Below are 20,406 nucleotides of genomic sequence, written 5' to 3' on the forward strand. Positions count from 1 at the left end.
GCGCAATCCTACCGCAGTGGAAAGAAGTTTAAGTGTGGACACTGTGGATGGGAAGGGGATGCGGATTTGAATGGTGCGAATGTGATTGCGCTTTTTGGGGCTGCTGTAAACCAGCCTAGAGGTTCGTGGTTGGCTTGCCAACTGCAGGGCTACCGAAAGCCCGCTCCGTACCGCTTTAGCGGTCGGAGTCGGGTAGTTTACGTTTTCACTTCCGAATCTCTCCTATCCAACAGGTTTTGCAACCACACCTGAATATCCCGCAGGCTCTCCGGGGAAACTTCATGGCCCATCTCGTACTCGCGATAGGTGAAGTTCAGTGGCAGCGGGGCAAAATAATCCCTGATCTGGCGGCCAAAAGCAATCGGCAAAACAGCATCAGCAGTGCCATGAACCACCAGGATGGCCAGGTGTTTCATCCGCTCCGGCTCCACCGCCTCGGCCAGGATCTCTGGAGATAGGCGCCCACTCATTGCCACCACCCCCGCCAGCTTCTCCGGCTGGGTCAGAGCCAAGTACAGGCTCATGATCGCCCCCTGGCTAAACCCCAGCAAATACACCTGCCTGGGATCCAAGGCAATATCCGGGATCCCATTGGGCAGCGCCTGTTCCAGAAAGCGGCTCAGGAGCTTGAGGCTATTGCGCGCTTGCTGGGGATCCCCCACCAGCCCTTCTGGCGTCCAGGCCATTTCAAACCAGGCAAACCCGCCCACACTCCAAGGAATAGGGGCTCTCAAGCTAATCACCGCCAACCGGGGATCCAGATAGGGGGCCAACTGGAACAAATCCCCCTCGTGGCTGCCGATCCCGTGCAGCATCACCAACACAGGTGCGGATCCCAAGCCGACCTGTCGAGGCGGCTGAAAGCGGTAGGTGAGGGGCAAAGAAGAAGGCACGCAGCGGATCCTCAAAGGCGGAGACAAGGTATGGCCGGCCTACGCCCAATCCTGGGGCTGGCGAAGCACCTGATGGAGCTTGGCTTCCCACGTGTCCGGTTGCGGCTCGTAGCCATATTCCCAGCGCACCAATGGCGGCAAAGACATCAAGATCGACTCGGTGCGGCCCTGGGTCTGGAGTCCAAAGATCGTGCCGCGGTCATAGACCAAGTTGAACTCCACGTAACGCCCGCGACGATAGAGCTGGAATTGCCGTTCTCGCTCTCCCCATTCCATCCCCTGCCGCCGCTCCACAATCGGCGCATAGGCCGGCAAGAAGGCTTCGCCACAGGCTTGCACCAACTCGAAAAGATGTTCCCAACTGCGGGATCCCACCCGCACCTGTAACGATGGTGGCTCAGAAGCCAGTTGTTCGGGATCCCCTTCCGCCTGGCCTTCAGGCCGATAGAGCAGCCCAGGGCGTTCATCCTGATAGTCGAAGAAAATGCCGCCAACGCCGCGCGCCTCGCCGCGATGAGGTAGGAAAAAGTAGCGATCGCACCAGATCTTGAAAACTGGGTAGTAGACGGGATCCAAGCGGTCACAGGCTGCCTTGAGGGTGCGGTGAAAATGGGCCGCATCCTCCTCAAACAGGTAATAGGGGGTGAGATCCATCCCGCCCCCAAACCACCAAACCGGCCCCGCCTCGAAATAGCGATAGTTCAGGTGTACCGTCGGCACATAGGGGTTGCGAGGATGCAACACCATAGAGGTGCCTGTGGCGTAGAAAGGATGCCCTGCCGCTTCTGGACGCTGTTTCAGAATCGAAGGGGGCAGATGGGATCCGAACACCTCGGAAAAATTGACTCCCCCCTGCTCAAACACGTCTCCCTGCTGAATGACCCGCGAGCGCCCGCCCCCTCCTCCAGGGCGTTCCCAACGGTCTTCCCGAAACTTGGCTTTTCCGTCTAGGGCCTCCAGACGGGCACAGATGTCATCTTGTAGGCGCTGCATGAATTGGCTCACCTGTTGACGGGCATCCACTGGCAGCGCTGTAGGGCTTGAGGCCAGCATCATAGTCTTCCAATCTCTCGAAACTCGACAAAAACCTCTCCAGCCCCCATCAAACCTCTCAGACTGGGAGAGCCGAACTGCCAAACTGAAGAGTTCTAACCTGGCCGGGCAAGAAACTCCCTGGAAATCCAGGCCGCTCTTGGATCTTACGTGGGAACCGCCTCATAGGGACGAAGTCGCGCCCACTTGTTCCGTTCCTCGCGAAAGCTCTGGCAGCCCACCACATCCCATTCCATCTCGGTGCCCCCATTGCGGATATTGACATTGATCTGGGGGCCCTGCGGCTCAAAATCCGGCGTCAGTGTGAGATGAGGTTGCTGATGCTGCGCTTCCACGGCATGGTAGGTGGTACAGCGATCCACGTAGTAGCAGTGAATACAAATACACATGGCTGCTGCCTGCAAGAAACGGTTCCCAATCTTGAGGGTAGCATCCTGCCTCCTTCCAGACGGCGGATCCCCTCTTTCTCAGCCGATTCTTGAGATATTTCTTAGCAAAGAGAGGCATCTCCTCGTCTCTCGTCTAAAATCTCGACATATTTCTCAGGATGGGGCTTGATCTGTCCTTAGGATCGAACCATCCAGGCTATCCAGAGGAACTGCCATGAACACCCACACCCGCTACCGCTTCACCTGCACCCTCTCCTTTGGAGATATCTACGGCCAGATCATCGTTTGGCTGATTGTCATCTTTGCCAGCTTGGCCGCTGCCCTCTCCCTGATGAATAGCCCCCTCTACGCTTTTCTCACCATTGCTCTGATTTTGGTGATCTCCCTGCCTTTCCTGCTCTTCGCCTTCGTGACCACCCTGCTCAATCACATCGAGTTTGCCGTTGTCCCTCCTGAGGAAGAGGAAAATCGCGCTGCTGCTGCCGCTAAGTCGCCCGTGGCCGTCAGTTAGAAACAACTGGCAGTCGGTTGGCGCTTGTCGGATGGATCCCTTGCCCCAAAGACACCTGTGCTGAGTTAAAAAAACCTTGGCTCTCTTGGTCTAGCGCTTGAGTTGGCCCCTGCAAGGCGAGCAAGCGGGTAGCCTTTTATTGGCATTTTATTGGCAATTGTTTTACCAAAGAATTGGGTCTAAAGCCCTGCCGTTCACGGCAGCTTTTGTGCTGTACTCTAGACCAGTAGTAGAGTAGTCAACCACTTAAAAAACCCGGTAGCCCGGCGACTACGCAAGCAACCTAAATAGGTTTTGCCCTTTCTCTTCAACGGTACTTAGGGCAGAAGGGAACTGCCCCGCTTGGGGAGATGGGCACCGCTGTCGTAAAGGGGCAACCCGATACGGCAAGTGCTGTCTTGGAACCAAGAGCCAGAATCCTCTGCCTTTGGGCAGGGGAGTATGGTGACATCCTCCCGGCGCTCGTCCTGTGGACAGAGCGCGGGCCACCCTTCCCGTCAGCAGGACGGAGTCCTTACCTCGCGGTCGGGCATTCCTGCCCCACGCCACTTGTCTGGGTCTACAACCCCCGACAGACCGACTGAACAGGCAGTTTCCCTTCCCCAGCCTCCCTGGCTACTGCCAGCTTGCAAAACAAGTCTAATCCCAGGGAACGGTGCATCGGCAGACAGGATGGACTCCTGCACCCAGGAACCCCTGTCCACCGGCCAAGAGCAAGATGCTATCCACTCGTTGATTTCCGGCAAAGTGTAGTTGTATACGTCCTGGCCAATCTCCAGCCACGCCAACAGCAAGGCCTCCGTCCCGCTGACGCGAGCGGCTTGTTGGGAGGCATCTGGATCAATCCGGTGCTTGTAGGTTACACCAGCATAAGTAGGTTTTGCTACAGATTTCGCTCAGGGGTATGGTGGGGATCCCTGTATCCCGGTGCTTACCCTGCGGGTAGAGCGCAGGACTGATTGCCCCCGCACCACCGTTAGCTAAATCGTTGAGTTGCTCTGCAAGCTAAGATCGGCAAACCCTGTTCCATCGATGAGGATCCGCGTCGGCCATGATGACCGTAATGGAGTTTTTCGCCCTCAGTGCTGGGGAGTGGATGTGCCAACGCACCAGCCATCACTTGGCTTTTCGCCGCTCTGAGGGTGGGAGGTCGCGGCTACAAATTGCCACCCTTGCGGCAACCGATCCAGCAGTCATCCGGGTTTGCGAGTTGTTCAGGGTGGATCCCCGACGAGCTGTGGGAGCAGCGCGGGTGCGGTGGGATGGCGAGCAGGAGTGGGACAACGAAGAGTACAAGGGAGACGTGGTGCTGGTACCTATCCCCGATGAGACCGATCCCATGCGCGGGCAGTTGCTGCGGGATCAGGGCTACGCTGAGAAAGTACCGGTGGCCGGTACCTATGTCATGGGATCCGATGGCGCCCTTACCCTTTACACCCAGTATGAGATGACTGAGTCGGAAGAGCGCATTTGGTTTGCCAGCCCCAACTTGCGCCTGCGGGCCAGCACTGTCAAGCGGTTCGGTGGCTTCAGCATGGCTTCTTTCTGCTCCGAGGTGCGTAAACTCTCCGTCGGCCCTTCTCCCACCCCTACGGTGGCCGAATCCAGCTCTTTCCGCAGCTAGAGCGTTTTCTCCTCAACCGCAACACGGGTTGTGCCATGCACCAAGTCTTGGATCTGGGGATTAACCTGCTCCACGCCAATCAACACCAGGCCGACCACAACCGGGAGCATTTTGATGCCTGGGGAGTAACCTGTCTGAACCTCATGAGCGCGCCGGGGGCGGGTAAGACGTCTTTGCTGGAGAAAACCGTGGTCGCTCTTGCTGGCTCGCTGCGCCTGGCGGTGATCGAGGGAGACATGACGACCCAACTGGACGCGGAGCGGTTGCGTCGCTACGGGATCCCGGTGATTGCCATCAACACGGGGCGGGCCTGTCATTTGGATGCGGCCATGGTGGCCGGGGGCTTGCAGCAATTGGAAGCACTGCTGGATCCCCAACAACTGGATTTGCTGCTGGTGGAAAATGTCGGCAACTTGGTCTGCCCGGCGGAGTTTGAGGTGGGGGAACACGCCAAGGTAGCACTGCTCAGCGTCACAGAAGGGGAAGACAAGCCTCTCAAGTACCCAATCATGTTTCGAGAGGCGGATTGTCTGCTGATCACCAAAGTGGATCTGGTTCCTGTGTTGGAGGTGGATTTGGATCGGATCCAGGCCAATATCCGCGAGATCAACCCTTCTGTGCCGATTTTTTGTCTTTCTGCCAAGACGGGTGACGGGCTGGAGCCCTGGCTGGGCTGGATCCGAGAGCAGATTCTCCTGGCCCAACACCGACGGCAGCCGCAGTGAAGGGTATCATACTGAGCATCTAGCCGTGGAACTGATACATTTACGCTGAACACTGCTGAACATCACTGTTCAACTATGCAGCGATAGCATTCTGTTTGTTTCCATTCGCGTTAGCGGGACGGAGTCCAAACAGAATGGCGGTATCCCGCAAAGCTTTGAGTAGAATACCCAAAGCGCAGTTTCCGTGTCGTCTTACTACCAATTTTCTGCTTTGCTTTGGCTACCATGTTGGCAGACTCGAAAGTAAACAGAAAGATCAACTGGTAGTAATCCGTACTGAACATATTATACATTATTTTCAGTATAGTTGAGCTTATTATTGACTAGAGTCATGCTCTCCTCACCTGAGCTGGCCAGGCAGGGGATGAGTTAGCACCTCTGGCGGGTCAATTTGCAGATAACTTGTGTGGATGGAAAATCCCGGCTATGGCCAATTTAAGTGACTTTGTACAGGGCATTGAGCAGTTGATCGAGCTGGCTCAGAAGCTGGACGAGAAAAAGCAAAGTGGAGAGCTGCGAACCGAAGTCCGCATCCAGGCCCGTCCTCTGGGCAGTTCTATTCCCCCTTCCGGCTCCATCCCCCGCCGCCGCAGCCCTGCCCAAACGGGGGATCCCCCCTGGAGCAGCGAGCCCCAAGTGATGTCTGCGGTTCGCTTCCAGGAACCGTCCAAGGCCGCTGTGCCCGACCCGCCAGCAACTTCTGCCGACCGCCCAGAGTCTTGGGCTGGGCCACGCCTCAAGGATGTGGGGGGACTGAGGGAACAGCTCCAAGCGCTGCGGGAGATGGTGGAGATCCCCCTCAAGCGGCCCGATCTGCTGGCCAAGCTGGGGTTGGATCCGCCCCGCGGCGTGTTGTTGGTAGGCCCCCCCGGCACCGGCAAAACCCTGACGGCCCGCGCCCTGGCCGAGAGCCTGGGGGTGAACTACATCGCCATTGTCGGCCCGGAGCTGATCGGCAAGTACTACGGCGAGGCGGAGGCGCGCCTGCGGCAACTGTTTGAAAAGGCAGCCAAATCGGCTCCCTGTCTGGTGTTTATTGACGAAATCGATGCCCTAGTGCCCAACCGCGCCACTGTCGAGGGGGAGGTGGAAAAACGCCTGGTGGCCCAGATGCTGGGGCTGATGGACGGGTTTGTGGCCCAAAAGGGGATCGTGGTGCTGGCAGCCACCAACCGGCCCGAGGCTCTGGATCCGGCTCTGCGGCGACCGGGGCGCTTTGATCGGGAGGTGATCTTCAAGGTGCCGGACCGGGAGGGGCGGCGGGAGATCCTGGCCATCCACACCCGCGGCATGCCCTTGGCGGAGGATGTGGATCTGGACAGCCTGGCGGATCAGACGCTGGGCTTTGTGGGGGCAGATCTGCGGGGCCTGTGCCAGGCAGCAGCCTATGCGGCTTTGCGGCGGCAGGTGCCCGATTTGGGATCCCCCATCCCCGAGTCCCTGACGGTAACCGCAGCGGATTTTCAACAGGCTCTGCAACAGGTGAAGCCGGCGGTGCTGCGCTCGGTGGAGATTGAATCCCCGCAGGTGAGCTGGGATCAAATTGGCGGCCTGGAGCACGCCAAGCAGATTTTGCAAGAGGCCATCGAGGGATCCCTGCTGCACCCTGAGTTGTACGAGCAGGCTCAGGCCCAAGCGCCCAAGGGCATCCTCCTCAGCGGCCCCCCTGGCACTGGCAAAACCCTGTTGGCCAAAGCCATCGCTTCCCAGGCCAAGGCTAACTTCATTGCCGTCTCCGGCCCGGAGCTCTTGAGCAAATGGGTGGGATCCTCCGAGCAGGCGGTACGGGAACTTTTTGCCCGCGCCCGCCAATGCGCCCCCTGTGTCATCTTCATCGACGAGATCGACACCCTCGCCCCGGCGCGGGGAAGCTACTCCGGGGATAGTGGGGTCAGCGACCGCGTTCTGGGGCAGCTGCTGGCAGAGCTGGACGGGATCCGCCCCAGCCAGGGGGTGTTGGTGGTGGCCGCCACCAACCGCAAAGCCAGTTTGGATCCCGCCCTCACCCGGGCCGGCAGGTTGGAGCTGCACCTGAGCGTGGAGCTGCCGGATCGCAGCGGGCGACGGGAAATTTTGGCCGTTCACAACCGCAAGCGTCCCCTAGGGCCTGATGTGGACTTACAGGGGTGGGCCGAGCAGACCGAAGGTTGGAGTGGTGCCGACCTGGCCCTGCTCAGCAACCGCGCCGCCATTGCCGCCATCCGCCGCCACCGCGCCACTTCCGAGACGGTGGATGCCAAAACCCTGGTCATCCAACAGGAAGACTTCTGTCGAGCCTTTGCCGAGCTGCAGCAGCAACGCCAAGCCGGCTGATCCCAGCCTGAGGGCTATTCCCATCACGCCAGCGGCTCGGAGCACCTTCAAACTTTCAAAATCAAAAGACTGGGATCCCTTGCCATTCTGGTTGGCTGTGGGCGTGGGCTGACTCACCGCAGGTGCGGGGGGTGGGAAAGATCTTGCCGGGGTTGGCGATGTGCTGGGGGTCGAACACCTGCCGCACCCATTGCATGCTCTCCAGATCCGCAGGCGTAAACATTTCCGGCATGTAGCAGCGTTTGTCTGCCCCGATGCCATGTTCGCCGGAGATGCTGCCCCCCAAGCGCACGCAGAGCTTGAGGATTTCGCCCCCCAGTTTCTCCACCTGCTCCAGGGATCCCGGCACTGACTCGTCGTAGAGGATCAGGGGATGCAGATTGCCATCGCCGGCGTGAAACACATTGGCCACCGGATAACCGTACTCACGGCTGAGGCGCTCGATTTCCTTCAAGACAAAGGCTAGCTGGCTGCGGGGGATCACCCCATCCTGGACATAGTAGTTGGGGCTGAGCTTGCCCATGGCGGCAAATGCTGCCTTACGTCCTTTCCACACCCGCGCCCGCTCTTCCGGGTCGGATGCGACTTGCACCTGTCGCGCCCCATTTTTGAAGCACAGCGCCCTCACCTGTTGGCTGGCTTCTTCCACCTCCAGTTCCAGCCCATCCACCTCCACCAACAAAATGGCCGCCGCATCCCGCGGATAGTAGCCCAACTGCACCACATCCTCCACGGCATTGATGCTGAAGTTGTCCATAATCTCCAGGCCGGCGGGGATGATCCCGGCAGCAATGATGTCGGAGACGGTGGATCCCGCCGCTTCCACACTGTCAAAGTCTGCCAGCAAAACCTGCACTTGAGCCGGGGCCTTGAGCAAGCGCAGGGTAATCTCGGTGGCAATGCCCAGGGTGCCCTCGGATCCCACAAACAGCCCCACCCAGTCGTAGCCGGGCATCTCCGGGATCTTGCCTCCCCAGCACACCACCTCCCCATCCGGCAGCACCACCGTCAGGCCGAGAATGTGGTTGGCTGTTACGCCGTACTTGAGGCAGTGGACACCGCCGGAGTTCTCCGCCACATTACCTCCGATGGAGCAAACCGACTGGCTAGAGGGATCCGGCGCATAAAAGTAGCCTTGGGCGGCCACGGCCTGGGTAATCCAAGTGTTAATAACCCCCGGCTGCACCACCATGCAGCGGTTGTCCAGGTCGATTTCCAGGATCTGCTTCATCAGGGTGGTGGCGATGACGACGCTATTTTCCACCGGCAGGGCTCCCCCTGAGAGGCCCGTACCGGATCCCCGCGCCACGAAGGGCACCTGGTAGCGGCTGCACAGCTTCACCGCCTGCGCTACCTCTTCTGTTGTGCGGGGCAGCACCACCAGCGCCGGCCTTTGCCGGTAGCTGACCAGCCCATCGCATTCGTAAACCAGCAGCTCCTCCGGCTTGCTGATCACCCGCTGGGGATCCAAAATCTTTTTGAGCTCAGCCGTCAGCCTAATCCAGTCGAAGGTGAGGCCGGTTTGCAGAGGATGAGAAGAAGTTTTTGCGCTGGCAGTGCGAAGCACTTTCATAACAGTAGGCTCAGCAGGAGTTTGGGAGGGGGATATTGTCACTATAGTCTTGCTGGCTCCAACAGATAGTCCATGCAGCCCAACTCCCCCAGCGCCGAACAAATCCTCAACCAAGTGCGGCAGCTCTACGAGCTCTACCCTTTCCCCCCGCAGCCCGTCGGCACTGTTCCCCCGCCGGGGTGGAATTGGCGCTGGAGTTGGCCCCAGGCCCATGCCTTTTGTACGGGATCCCATCCGGGTCGGCGCAAGGTGCGCATTCTGGATGCGGGCTGTGGCTCGGGAGTGGGAACAGAATACATTGCCCACCAAAACCCCAACGCAGAAATTTGGGCCTTTGATCTGAGCAGCCGCGCCCTGGAGATTGCCGAGGCCCGTTGTCGGGCTTCCCAGGCACCGCCGGTGCAGTTTCGCCAGCTCAACGTCTACGACATCGACCAGCTGCCGGGGCAGTTTGACTTCATCAACTGCGTGGGCGTGCTCCACCACCTGCCCGATCCGCTAGCGGGGCTGCAGGCTTTGGCCGGCAAATTGGCTCCCGGCGGGCTCTTGCACCTGTTTGTGTATGGTGAGCTGGGCCGCCACGAAATCCGCCTCATGCAAAAGGCCATCCGCCTGCTGGTAACGGGTTCTGAACACCAGACCCTTGCCTCGGCGGAGCAATTGCAGAGGGGTCTCCAGGTGGGCCGCCGCCTTTTCGAGATCTTGCCGGAAACCAACCGCATCCAGCAGCAAGAACGGGCCCGCTGGGCCATCGAGAACGTGGACGACGAATGCTTCGCCGATATGTACCTGCACCCCCAGGAAGTGGACTACACCATCGAGACTCTGTTTGAATTAATCCGGGCTTCCGGACTGCAGTTTCTGCGCTTTTCCAACCCGGAGTTTTGGCGGCTGGAACGGGTGTTGGGCCAAGACGAGGCCCTGCTGGCTCAGGCGGCTCAGCTGCCGGAACCGGAACGCTATCGCCTGATCGAGCTGCTGGATCCGGTGGTAGCCCACTACGAGCTGTTTCTCGGCAAGCCCCCCATCCGCTGCTGGGAATGGACAAGCCCGGAAAGTGTAGCATCAGCCATTGCCCACCTCAGCCCCTGTCTGGGCCTGTGGCCGGGGCGGAGCATTTTCAACTACGCTTACGAAGCCATCTCCCTGAGCGAAGAAGCCTTCGCCTTTCTCCAACAGGTGGACGGGATCCGCACCGTCCAAGAGATCCAGGCTGGCCTAGAGTGCCCCCTGAGCTTTGAGCAACTGCAACGCTTGCTGCGCTGGCAAGTGCTGCTGCTGGAGCCTCAAAACTCAGTCTCCTGAGAGTTTCTCGACCCCTTTCCCTTGCCTCAGCGGGACGAACCTTGGCATTTGCCCTCTTGTTCTTCTATGGCTTATCCTAGAAAGCTGTGACCTTTAGCTCTGGCCCCGCATATTCTGGGGTTGTCATCATGCCCAAAATCAAAACCCGCAAGGCAGCAGCCAAGCGCTTCCGCCTGACCGGCAGCGGCAAGTTTATGCGTCGCAGGGCCGGGCACAACCACTTGCTGGAGCACAAAACCAGCAAGCGCAAACGCAAATTGGCCGGTGTGGCCCTGGTGGACAAGCGGGATGTGGTCAATGTGCGCCTGATGTTGCCCAACACCCACTAGCCGGGATCCCGCTCGCGCCGGCAAGAAGATTTCAGGGGCCGGCATTGGCGACAGCAGTTCCGATCCCGTTAGCAGGACGGAGTGCTTCTACCCTTCAGTTTGAGTTTGTTCAAGTTCCTATTGAGTTACTGCCATGAGAGTCAAACGGGGCAATGTCGCCCGCAAGCGCCGCAAAAAGATCCTCAAGCTGGCCAAAGGCTTTCGGGGAGCTGGTTCAAAGCTGTTCCGCACCGCCAACCAGCAGGTGATGAAGGCTTTGCGCAGCGCCTACCGGGATCGCCGCCGCAAGAAGCGGGATTTTCGTCGCCTATGGATTACCCGCATCAACGCGGCCACCCGTGCCCAGGGCCTGCGTTACCACGAGTTCATCGATGGTCTCAAAAAAGCCAATATCCAGCTCAACCGCAAAATGTTGGCCCGCTTGGCTTTCCTGGATCCAGAGGCCTTTACCTGGGTGGTGGAGGCAGCGCGCCAGTCTCGCGCCTCCTGAGGAGGTTCCGACGGCTATCCAGAAGTCCTTCCTGGCAGCCATTCTGGCCCTCGCCTGCCTGGGGGGAGGGATCCCTACTGTGGCTCGTCCTTGGCCGGAGATTGTGGATTCTGGACGGCTGCGCGTTGCCATAAAAGACAACTTGAGGCCGCTGGGGTTTCGCACTCCCCAAGGGGATCTGCAGGGGTTTGAGATCGAGCTGGCTTGTGAGCTGGGATCCCGGCTGTTGGGCTCGGCAGAGGCTGTGGAGTTGGTGCCGGTCTCGAATGTAGAGCGGCTGCAGGTGCTGGCTGACGGCCAGGTGGATTTGGCCATTGCTCAGATCGGCATTACCCCGGATCGGGCGCGCCAGGTGGAGTTCACTTCTGCTTACTATCAGGATGGCCCCAGCTTGGTTGTGGCTCGTTCCCACAACTGGGAAAGCTGGTCGGACTTGCGGGGCGGTCGCGTTGCAGTCTTGCGCGGTTCCAGCGCCATTCCCCTGCTGAATCGATACCTGCCAGGGGTGGAGTTGGTGCCTGTCGATTCCTACCGAGAAGGGGCGGAACTGCTCCTGAAAGGGGCGGTGCAGGGGTGGGCAGCAGATCGCTCGGTGCTGGCAGGGTGGCTAGCAGAGCATCCCCGTCGCGAAAGCGCTGCGGAGCCACAGTTTCAATTTCTGGGATCCCCCTTGGCAACGGTGGGGCTGGGCATTGCCATGCCCAAGGGGCTGCAGCACGCCGAATTGCGGCTGCGGGTGCGCCGAGAACTGGAGAATTTGCGGGCTGAGGGCTGGCTGGCAGAGCGGGCCAGAGCCTGGGGGTTGCCCTAAAGTTGAGGATACTCCCTACTGATACATTTACGCTGAACACTGCTGAACATCACTGTTCAACTATGCAGCGATAGCATTCTGTTTGTTTCCAAACAGAATGGCGGTATCCCGCAAAGCTTTGAGTAGAATACCCAAAGCGCAGTTTCCGTGTCGTCTTACTACCAATTTTCTGCTTTGCTTTGGCTACCATGTTGGCAGACTCGAAGGTAAACAGAAAGATCAACTGGTAGTAATCCGTACTGAACATATTATACATTATTTTCAGTATAGTTGAGCTTATTATTGACTAGAGTCATGCTCTTTGTCTCTCTTGGGAAGATTTCTCTCTTGAGCAGAAAGGCGGGCTCAGTGCAGAAAGTGACGTATGCCGGTGCAAACCATGGCAATACCGGCAGCGTTGGCAGCAGCAATGGAATCGGCATCGCGGATGCTCCCCCCCGGCTGGATGATGGCGCGGATCCCTGCTTGGGCAGCCATCTCCACGCTGTCGGCAAAGGGGAAGAAGCCATCGCTGGCCAAAACAGCTCCTGCTGTTTGGGATCCCGCCTGCTGGAGAGCGATCTCCGCTGCTCCCACCCGATTCATTTGTCCGGCTCCGACGCCGAGCGTCTGCCTCTGCTTGGCGACGACAATGGCGTTGGATTTCACATGTTTGCAGACTATCCAGGCAAATTCCAGATCCGCCCACTCCTCCGGTGTGGGCTGGCGCTGGGTGACCACTTGCCAAGAAGGGGGGCTGTCGGTTTGCGTCGGTTCCTGGTCGCGACAGCGTTGCAGAGCAACAGGTGAATCGGCGTCTTGCACCAGAAAGCCCCCGGCCAGGGTGCGGATTGTTTGGGCAGGCCCCACACACAAGTCCGGCAAGATCAAGACCCGCAAGTTCTTTTTGACTGACAGTAGCTCAGCCGCTTCTGGAGTGCAATCGGGAGCCACCACACACTCCAAAAAAGGCTCCACCAGCCGTCGGGCGGTCTCTGCGTCCAAGGGTTGGTTGAGGGCGACGATGCCCCCAAAGGCCGAAACTGGATCAGCAGCCAGGGCAGCCTCGAGGGCGGCAGCCGGCGATGGGCGAATGGCCACCCCGCAGGGGTTGTTGTGCTTAACCACCACCGCCACCGCTTGTTCAGGTTGCAAGAACTCCCTCCGAGCAGAGCCAGAAGACACAGAGCCCTTCCCGTCAGTGGGCCGCGTCGCATCAGCATTGCGGAGTAACAAGGTTAACTCTGCCGCCAGGGCACGGGCCGCCTCCAGATCCAGCAGGTTGTTGTAGCTCAGCTCCTTCCCCTGCAACTGCTTAGCCCGGTGCCAGCCGGGGGCAGCCGGATCCGTCACATACCAAGTGGCAGCTTGATGGGGATTTTCCCCGTAGCGCAGGCGTTGCCACAGGATCCCTTGCAGTTGAAACCTGTCTTCAGCGGCAGCTGCGGAGGACTGGGAGGGACCTGCTAGCTCCAGGCGAGCCAGGTAGGTGACGATGGCGCGGTCGTAGGCCAGCACCTGCTCAAAGGCCCGACGAGCACACTGGAAGCGAAACGCCAGCCGCTCTGTTTCCCCATAGGCCCCGGAGAGCAGTTGCAAATACTGGGGGTACTGGCTGGGATCCGTCAGCACCGTAACGTAGGGATAATTTTTGGCTGCCGCCCGCGCCAAAGTGGGCCCGCCGATATCGATCTGCTCAAAAGCTTCCTCCAGAGACACTCCTGCCTGGGCCACTGTCTGTTCAAAAGGGTAGAAGTTGACCACCACCAGTTGGATGGGAGGGATCCCCAGCGCCTCTAGGTCTGCCCGGTCTTCGCTGCATTCCAGGCGGGCCAAAATGCCGCCGTGGATGCGGGGGTGCAGCGTCTTCACCCTTCCCCCCAAGATTTCCGGCGCGCCAGTGTGGGCAGAGACAGGGGTGACCGGGATCCCAGCTTCTGAGAGCGCCTTGGCGGTTCCTCCACTGCTGAGCAGTTGAAAGCCATGATCCTGGACAAGGGCTTGGGCCAGCGGGATCAGTCCGGTTTTGTCGGACACGCTCAACAAAGCCAACGGTACAGAATCCTGGTCGCGACAGGGTTGCGGAGCAACAAGGGACATCGGACGGCGTTACCCAATAGAGATTCAGAGGAAAAAGCTGGCCAGCGCTCTCACAGCATACCCCGAAAGCTGGACCCTCTTGTCCAGCCACCTGGTTCATATCGTTCGCATCAGCGGTGCGGAGCACAATGGTGTTCAAAAGTGAACAGAGCCCGTTCGCGCTGCTCGGACGGAGTCCTCTCAGGAATAGTCTGCTTCGCCTCTAACCTGATCCTGCCGAGCCTGTTCCCGCTCCCGGTTAAGGCGGGCCACCTGGGCCTCCAGATCTTGAATACGGTGCAGCAACTGCTCGATTGCACGCCCCACCGGGTCAGGCATGAGATGGTGATCTAGGTCAATGCCATGGGCGGGGATGCGGCGTTGATGGGGTGGGATGACCGCACGGCCTGGGATCCCGACCACCGTCATGCCGGGAGCCACATCCTGAATCACGACCGCGTTGGCTCCGATACGAGCTTTTTCCCCAATGCGAACCGGCCCCAGAATCTTTGCCCCCGTGCCGACAATCACCCCATTTTCCAGGGTGGGATGACGTTTGCCCTTGTTCCAAGAGGTACCCCCCAAGGTGACCCCGTGGTAGAGGGTAACATCATCGCCAATTTCTGCCGTCTCACCGATCACCACCCCACAGCCGTGGTCAATGAAAAAGCGCCGCCCAATCTTGGCTGCCGGGTGGATTTCAATCAATGTGAAAGAACGAGCCAAGAAGCTGAGCAGCCGCGCTAGGAAAAACCAGCGCCGTTTCCACAGCCAGTGGGCGATGCGGTGCAAAAACAGAGCATGCACACCGGGATAAGTGAAGATGACCTCCCAGCGATTGCGTGCTGCCGGATCCCGATCGAAGACACAATCAACATCCTCCCAAAATTGCTGCCAGAACCCCAGTTTTGGCTCCGGCTTGCCAGCAGGGAGAGAATTGCCCTCCCCCGTTTTGGGGCTTTCCACCGCCGACTGCTCGGCCTCCGTCAGCATGAATGGTCTCCGTTTAGGAACCTCCACTCCCCTTTTAGCACTTTTTGCCGGCAGCAAGGAGAGATCTCCAATCGCGCCAAGGGAGCTCCTCGCGCAACTCTCCACTGGGTCGAGCTCAAGCAAATTGCCTTCTGCCCTAGCCTTTACTCAACTGCTGAGCCACCAGTTCTCCAATGGCTTGCGCGGCTCCCGGCCTTCCCCCCAGCCGCTGCAGTTCTGTCTGCATTTGCTGACGGCGCTGGGGATCTTCCAACAGAACTCGCATTTGTGCGGCCACGGCCACCGGGCGCAAGTGGCCCCGCAACTCTGGCACCACCTCTCGCCCTGCCCAGATGTTCGGCCAAGCCAAGTGACCTAGCCAACGCAGAGCAATTCTGTTGACGGCGCGGGCCAGCCAAGTGCCCAAGCCTGGAAGGCGGGTCAACAGGCCAAGAATCCCATCCCAGGCGCGCATTGCCTCCAGCTTGTTGGTAGGGATCACCACAACCATCGGCACCCCCAAATAGGCCAGCTCGGCGGTGTTGGCGCCAATGGTGGTCAGACAGAGATCACAGTTGGCCAGCACAGAATAGGCAGGGAAGCTTGTCCACAATTGCACCGTGCTGCCAAAGGGGGTAACAAACTGGGATCCCAGATTGGTCTGCTCCAGAATGGCTGAGGTGCCATAGATCAAAGCCATATCGGGATTGAGCTTGGGATGGGCATAGGCTGCCAACGACTGGGGGGTTTGTCCTGGGGCCACCGGGATCACAAAGCGGACATTCGGCAGCATCTGTCGCAGCTCATCGGCCACAGCCAACACCAATGGCACCCCCAAGGAGAGCTTGGCTGGCTTGGAGCCTGGGAGCAGCCCCACCTGATAGTGGGTGCGGTTCTCATCGCTCAGACGCTGCCAGCCGCGCGGTAGCAATTCTTCAAAGGCCTCCGGCCCGCTTACGCGAAAGGCCTCCGGCCCGCTTACGCGAAAGGCCTCCGGCCCGCTTACGCGATCGGTGAAGCGGTTCCCCACTCTCTCTGGCGCAGTTCTTACAGGCTCCCCCTCGCCGATGGAGCTGGGAGATGCATCTTGGAGCAGGCCAAAGGCTTGGGTTGGGGAAGAAAAGCCTGCCGTGGGTTTGGAGGCAGCGGCAGGAGATCTGCTGCCAAGCCAGCCGGAAAGCGGCACCCCCGGCAAATAGACAGCGCTGGCCACGCCATCCGCCATCAAGTCCCCGACAACGTGCATCTTGTGGGCCCAAGGGTGGCCCAGCAGCCGTCCGCCATCGTAGCGGCGTTTGATGGCCTCGGTTCGCACGGCGAAAGCATGTACCCAAGGCCGCCAACGGGGTTGATGCTCAGCATAGACCACCAGCCGATAGCGCAAGCGGCGAGCAATCCAGACGGCAAAAAACTGATCCCCCCCCAGAAACAGCACCACCCCTCGCTTGGCCCAATCCCAGGCTTCTTCGGTTTGGCCAGTAAGCAAAAAAGCCAGAAAAAAATCGGGATCCTGCACCCGATCCACGTCGACGAACGCTTGCGCTATCTTCATCTCTTGCCCGGAAGCATGGGGGCAGGGGGACAGCACCAGGGAGAGGCGTGCCTGAGGCAGTTGCTGGCGCAATTCCATCACCACCGGACGCACCCAGGTGGTCAGCTCTCCAGGGCCGTTTGAGAGAATAAGAATGTCATAGGGAGGCTCACCGCTGCTCAGTGGGGCCATCGGAGGCTGGGATCCTGCAATTAATCGTCTCATTCTACCGTTTGCCCATGGCCCTGGGCCGATTCCTGCCAGTCCGGAGATTTGTCGGGATCCCTTCCCAAAGAGGCAGCCCCAGCGTCGGCTGAGGGGCAAGGCGTTCTTCAGAGAGGCATCTGGCCATGCGAGAGGCCAAGGGATCCTTTAGGCCAGCAGGGACCCGCCGATCATCCCCGCCAGCAGAATAAACCCTTGCACCACATTTTGGCCGAAGATGGCCAGGTACAAGGTGGGAGAGGCATTCCTTTGGTGGAGCTGCCAGGTTTGCCGGCCCCAGAGGACGCTGGCGATGGCCCAACTGACAAAATAAACTCCATGCAACCGTAGGCTGATCCCCACCCCCAACAGCGCGATGGCAGTGCCCAAAAAAAATAGCCCCACCGCCGTCGGCGTCCGCTGCCCGAAAAAACGGGCGCTGGAATGGATCCCGGCCCGCTCATCGTCCTCCCGATCCGCAAGAGCATAGACGGTATCAAATCCCAGTGTCCACAACACCGTGGCCAGCCACAGCCAGCCCAGCCCCTCTTCCCACAGGGGTGTGTTGGCATCTTGGCCGCTCACCGCCGTCCAACTGATGAGCACGGCAAATCCCCACGCCAGAGCCAGCACCAACTGCGGCACCGGAAACACCCGCTTGGCCCCTGGATAGAGCAGAATTACCGGCACCGCCGCCACACAGAGGGCAAAGCTAACCGGGTTGAGAAACAGCGCCAGCCCTGCCGCACAGGCCAAACTCACCACCGCCATCAGGATCCCGACGCCAACGGTCAACTCCCGGCTGGCCAACGGGCGATGGCGGGTGCGCTCCACCAGCGGATCCAAATCTCGATCCCAAAGATCGTTGATGACACAGCCCGCTCCGCTGGCGGCCAAACTGCCCAGAATCAGGATCCCGACCAACGGCCAAGGGGGCGTTCCCCGTCCGGCCAAAAAAGCTCCCCACAGCGCCGGGATCATCAAAATCAGTCGCCCTGCCGGCTTGTGCCAGCGCAACAGCCGCAGAATGGCTCCGCCAGTGGCCCAGAGTGCAGAAGGGGAAGCAGACATAACCGGTTTCCGGCCAATCGCGACAGCGGGACGGAGTCCTTAAAGCGTGAGTTGCCGTTCGCGGGAGGGGTGCAGAGCACCATGAGGCGTGGGTAGGGGCGGCTCCACATTAGAGATCTTAAATCAATCATCCTGAATTGCAGGTTTTTGGAATCCTTTCGGTTCCATTCGCCGTCTCAAGGCCCTGTGCAAGTCAGTCCGCCCCTGTTCTCTTTATTGGCCTGCCCTGGAAGTTTGATATCCTATCGGGGGGCTGCTGTTGACGGTGGCGGCACTTGCCCTTCTCACCCTGTGAGGCAGTGATTGCTACGTGACGCTTCCGCGTTCGTGACGGCGGTGCGGAGCACTTGCGTGCAGGCGCAACGGAGTTCTGTATGGAAGCAACCCTCTCCATGACCGGTCCACTTCCTCAAGCCAAGGAAGCTGCTTCCCATCTGGAGACCCTGCTGGTGGTGGATGACGAGGATGCCATTCGGGAAACGGTTGCCCTGGCTTTGGAAGAGCAGGGGTATCAGGTTTTACAAGCCGCTGATGGTCGGCAAGCCCTTGAGATGGTGCATACGGTTGAGCGGCTGGATTTGATGATCTTGGATTTGATGTTGCCCAGCTTGAACGGTCTGGATCTGTGCAGGCTGCTGCGCAGGGAGGGCAACACGATTCCCATCCTGATGTTGACGGCCAAAAGTAGCGAAACCGACCGCGTGGTGGGCTTAGAGCTGGGAGCTGACGATTATCTGACCAAGCCCTTTGGTATGCGGGAGCTGATCGCCCGCTGTCGTTCGGTGTTGCGTCGGCAACAACTGGCCCAAGCCAGCGATGCCACGGTGCTCCGCTACGGGGATCTGTGCATGTTTACTCAGGAGTGCCGCGTGTTGGTGCGGGGCGTTGAGGTGAGTTTTTCCCCCAAAGAGTTTCGCCTGTTGGAGCTGTTTATGTCCAACCCCCGCCGCGTTTGGACGCGGGAGCAGCTTCTGGAGCGCGTCTGGGGATCCGACTTCATGGGCGACAGCAAGACCGTCGATGTACATATCCGCTGGCTGCGGGAAAAATTGGAGCTGGATCCCAGCAACCCAGAGTATTTGGTGACGGTGCGCGGCTTCGGCTATCGCTTCGGCTAGTCTTTTTGCTGGCCACGCCACCGGCGGGCAAAAGAGAGCGCCTCGGCACGAGTTTGAATCTGCCCCCAAGCCTGCGCCTCCTGGAGGTCTTGCAGCAACTGGCCTACCCAGGGGCCGGGTTTGGCCCCCAAGCTGTGCAGCAGATCGCGGCCATCCAGCAGGGGCACCAGATGGGCCAGGGGATCCTGGGGGTCTTCGTAGCGTTTGAGCCAAGACTCCAGCTTTTGAGGGTCGCCGCCCGTAGCCACCGCCAACAGCGCCAGGCCACCGAACAGGGATCCCGCCTGTTGATAAAGCCGCCACTGTTGCGCAGGGGTGGGGGAGTCCGTCAGGAGAAGCTGAAGCTGAGGCAGAAGATGGTGTAGCTTTTGGATGGCCCGCATTTCCGCTCGGCTGAAGCGCAGCCGCTCCAGCTCGGTTTCCACCCTTTCTGCCGTTCGCGTCAGCAAGACAGAGTCCTCAGTTCCCGCTGGATCCCACAACAAGGCCGCCAGCACCACTGCCAACAGCCTGCCGCGCCCTTCGCGTGAGGATGTCAAGGGCTGGGCCAGCTCTGCCAGCGTGCGGGGATAGAGCGGTTGCCAGCGCCCGGCCCACTCCCACACGGCCTGAGCTTGAGGGAAGCCCGGACTTTCCGGCTTCAGGTGGGGCAGCCAAGCCTGCAGCAACCCCGCCGCCACCGCCGCCTGTAGGTGAGCCAGCCCTGGGATCCCTGCCTCCAACAGGGCCACTATCTCTGCCCGCACCCGTTCTGCCGCCACATTCGCCAAAAGGGGGGCCCGCTCCCGGATTGCCTCTTGCGTAGCCGGATCCAGCACAAACCCCAGTTGAGCCGCCTGTCGATAACCCCGCAACAGCCGCACCGGATCGGCGCTGAGGTTGTCGGGGTGTACCATGCGCATCCGGCTCTGGCGAATATCGGCTTGTCCGCCTGTGGGATCCAGCAGTTGCTCCCTTTGCAGATCCAAGGCCAGGGCATTGCAGGTGAAGTCCCGCTGCCTCAGATCCTCCTCAGGGGTGGATCCCGCCTGCAGCCCCACGTCCACGGTCAACTTTGCCAACACAATGCGGGCAATCTGCCGTTCGGGATCCAACACCACAAAGCCCGCCCCCAACCGCCGTGCCACTGCCGCTGCCCAGCCCACGGGATCCACAGCGCACATCAGGTCCAAATCCACCGACGCTGAGGACTCCATCCCACCGTCGCGAGCGGGATCTCCAGCAGCACAGCTCCGCAGCCAAGCCAGGTAAGCATCCCGCAGGGATCCCCCTACCCAATAGCTTTTCTGCGGCAGCCACTCTTGGGGGAAAGGCAGCCGTTGGTAAAAATAGGTCAGCAGCCACTTCGTCAGCAAGGCTTCGCTCGGGCTTAGGGTCATTCCCAGTCAAAACTCCATGAAGATGAGACACCTGGGGTGGTAGGAGAACGCTTCTGG

The 20,406-nt window shown here is 59.8% G+C and carries 18 protein-coding genes and 2 pseudogenes; 10 read left to right on the top strand and 10 right to left on the bottom strand.

The window, feature by feature from the left end:
• Positions 1–252, top strand: a pseudogene (locus tag ACVWXZ_RS09200) (hypothetical protein); the annotation flags it as partial.
• Here the strand turns inward: ACVWXZ_RS09200 and ACVWXZ_RS09205 are convergent.
• The 3 genes from ACVWXZ_RS09205 to ACVWXZ_RS09215 form a co-directional block, all read right to left on the bottom strand.
• On the bottom strand, positions 198–893 hold the full coding sequence (locus ACVWXZ_RS09205; protein ID WP_457403453.1) for an alpha/beta hydrolase: 696 nt from the start codon (positions 891–893) through the stop codon (positions 198–200). The pseudogene ACVWXZ_RS09200 and the gene ACVWXZ_RS09205 overlap by 55 nt on opposite strands.
• 39 nt (positions 894–932) lie before the next feature.
• On the bottom strand, positions 933–1,946 hold the full coding sequence (hemF, locus tag ACVWXZ_RS09210; RefSeq protein WP_457403460.1) for an oxygen-dependent coproporphyrinogen oxidase: 1,014 nt from the start codon (positions 1,944–1,946) through the stop codon (positions 933–935).
• A gap of 146 nt (positions 1,947–2,092) precedes the next feature.
• A complete protein-coding gene (locus ACVWXZ_RS09215; protein ID WP_011434378.1) occupies positions 2,093–2,335 on the bottom strand; it encodes a Ycf34 family protein in 243 nt (80 codons plus the stop codon).
• A 214-nt stretch (positions 2,336–2,549) separates the two neighbouring features.
• On the opposite strand from ACVWXZ_RS09215, the gene ACVWXZ_RS09220 reads away from it, so the two are divergent.
• The 4 genes from ACVWXZ_RS09220 (at position 2,550) to ACVWXZ_RS09235 (ending at position 7,508) form a co-directional block, all read left to right on the top strand.
• Positions 2,550–2,846 (top strand): hypothetical protein, encoded by a 297-nt coding sequence (locus tag ACVWXZ_RS09220; RefSeq protein ID WP_011434379.1) that lies wholly within the window; start codon positions 2,550–2,552, stop codon positions 2,844–2,846.
• Between the two features lie 1,054 nt (positions 2,847–3,900).
• A complete protein-coding gene (locus tag ACVWXZ_RS09225; RefSeq protein WP_011434381.1) occupies positions 3,901–4,470 on the top strand; it encodes a phycobiliprotein lyase in 570 nt (189 codons plus the stop codon).
• 35 nt (positions 4,471–4,505) lie between these two features.
• On the top strand, positions 4,506–5,195 hold the full coding sequence (hypB, locus tag ACVWXZ_RS09230; protein ID WP_414343585.1) for a hydrogenase nickel incorporation protein HypB: 690 nt from the start codon (positions 4,506–4,508) through the stop codon (positions 5,193–5,195).
• Between the two features lie 426 nt (positions 5,196–5,621).
• Positions 5,622–7,508: an AAA family ATPase gene (locus ACVWXZ_RS09235; protein WP_011434384.1), complete on the top strand. Its 1,887-nt coding sequence runs from the start codon at positions 5,622–5,624 to the stop codon at positions 7,506–7,508.
• A gap of 61 nt (positions 7,509–7,569) precedes the next feature.
• Here ACVWXZ_RS09235 and glcD read toward each other — a convergent pair whose 3' ends face one another.
• Positions 7,570–9,081, bottom strand: coding sequence for a glycolate oxidase subunit GlcD (gene glcD, locus ACVWXZ_RS09240; protein WP_457403452.1), 1,512 nt, complete (start codon positions 9,079–9,081; stop codon positions 7,570–7,572).
• Positions 9,082–9,153: 72 nt separating this feature from the next.
• Here glcD and ACVWXZ_RS09245 point away from each other — a divergent pair, with 72 nt between their 5' ends.
• The 4 genes from ACVWXZ_RS09245 (at position 9,154) to ACVWXZ_RS09260 (ending at position 12,016) form a co-directional block, all read left to right on the top strand.
• Positions 9,154–10,386: a class I SAM-dependent methyltransferase gene (locus ACVWXZ_RS09245; RefSeq protein WP_457403450.1), complete on the top strand. Its 1,233-nt coding sequence runs from the start codon at positions 9,154–9,156 to the stop codon at positions 10,384–10,386.
• A 128-nt stretch (positions 10,387–10,514) separates the two neighbouring features.
• Positions 10,515–10,715, top strand: a complete 201-nt coding sequence (rpmI, locus tag ACVWXZ_RS09250) for a 50S ribosomal protein L35 (RefSeq protein WP_011434387.1) — start codon at positions 10,515–10,517, stop codon at positions 10,713–10,715.
• A gap of 133 nt (positions 10,716–10,848) precedes the next feature.
• Positions 10,849–11,205, top strand: a complete 357-nt coding sequence (gene rplT, locus ACVWXZ_RS09255; RefSeq protein ID WP_457403449.1) for a 50S ribosomal protein L20 — start codon at positions 10,849–10,851, stop codon at positions 11,203–11,205.
• A gap of 79 nt (positions 11,206–11,284) precedes the next feature.
• On the top strand, positions 11,285–12,016 hold the full coding sequence (locus ACVWXZ_RS09260; protein ID WP_414522463.1) for a transporter substrate-binding domain-containing protein: 732 nt from the start codon (positions 11,285–11,287) through the stop codon (positions 12,014–12,016).
• Between the two features lie 60 nt (positions 12,017–12,076).
• On the opposite strand, the pseudogene ACVWXZ_RS09265 reads toward ACVWXZ_RS09260, so the two are convergent.
• From ACVWXZ_RS09265 to ACVWXZ_RS09285, 5 genes and pseudogenes are all read right to left on the bottom strand, one after another.
• Positions 12,077–12,260 (bottom strand): annotated as a pseudogene (locus tag ACVWXZ_RS09265) (hypothetical protein); the annotation flags it as partial.
• 101 nt (positions 12,261–12,361) lie between these two features.
• Positions 12,362–14,095: a bifunctional phosphoribosylaminoimidazolecarboxamide formyltransferase/IMP cyclohydrolase gene (gene purH / locus ACVWXZ_RS09270; protein WP_457482423.1), complete on the bottom strand. Its 1,734-nt coding sequence runs from the start codon at positions 14,093–14,095 to the stop codon at positions 12,362–12,364.
• Between the two features lie 180 nt (positions 14,096–14,275).
• Entirely contained in the window at positions 14,276–15,067 is a 792-nt protein-coding gene (cysE, locus tag ACVWXZ_RS09275; RefSeq protein ID WP_414424610.1) for a serine O-acetyltransferase, read from the bottom strand.
• Between the two features lie 136 nt (positions 15,068–15,203).
• On the bottom strand, positions 15,204–16,769 hold the full coding sequence (locus ACVWXZ_RS09280) for a hypothetical protein (protein ID WP_457482424.1): 1,566 nt from the start codon (positions 16,767–16,769) through the stop codon (positions 15,204–15,206).
• Between the two features lie 180 nt (positions 16,770–16,949).
• Positions 16,950–17,852 carry a 4-hydroxybenzoate solanesyltransferase gene (locus ACVWXZ_RS09285; protein WP_457395192.1) on the bottom strand — a complete coding sequence of 301 codons (903 nt, stop codon included), beginning with the start codon at positions 17,850–17,852 and terminating at the stop codon, positions 16,950–16,952.
• Positions 17,853–18,244: 392 nt separating this feature from the next.
• On the opposite strand from ACVWXZ_RS09285, the gene ACVWXZ_RS09290 reads away from it, so the two are divergent.
• Complete coding sequence (locus ACVWXZ_RS09290; RefSeq protein ID WP_457403445.1) at positions 18,245–18,970, top strand: response regulator; 726 nt, start codon at positions 18,245–18,247, stop codon at positions 18,968–18,970.
• On the opposite strand, the gene ACVWXZ_RS09295 is transcribed toward ACVWXZ_RS09290, so the two are convergent.
• On the bottom strand, positions 18,967–20,349 hold the full coding sequence (locus ACVWXZ_RS09295) for a CCA tRNA nucleotidyltransferase (protein WP_457403444.1): 1,383 nt from the start codon (positions 20,347–20,349) through the stop codon (positions 18,967–18,969). The genes ACVWXZ_RS09290 and ACVWXZ_RS09295 overlap by 4 nt on opposite strands.
• Positions 20,350–20,406 lie beyond the last annotated feature (57 nt).

The sequence above is a fragment of the Thermostichus sp. MS-CIW-38 genome (assembly GCF_054058415.1).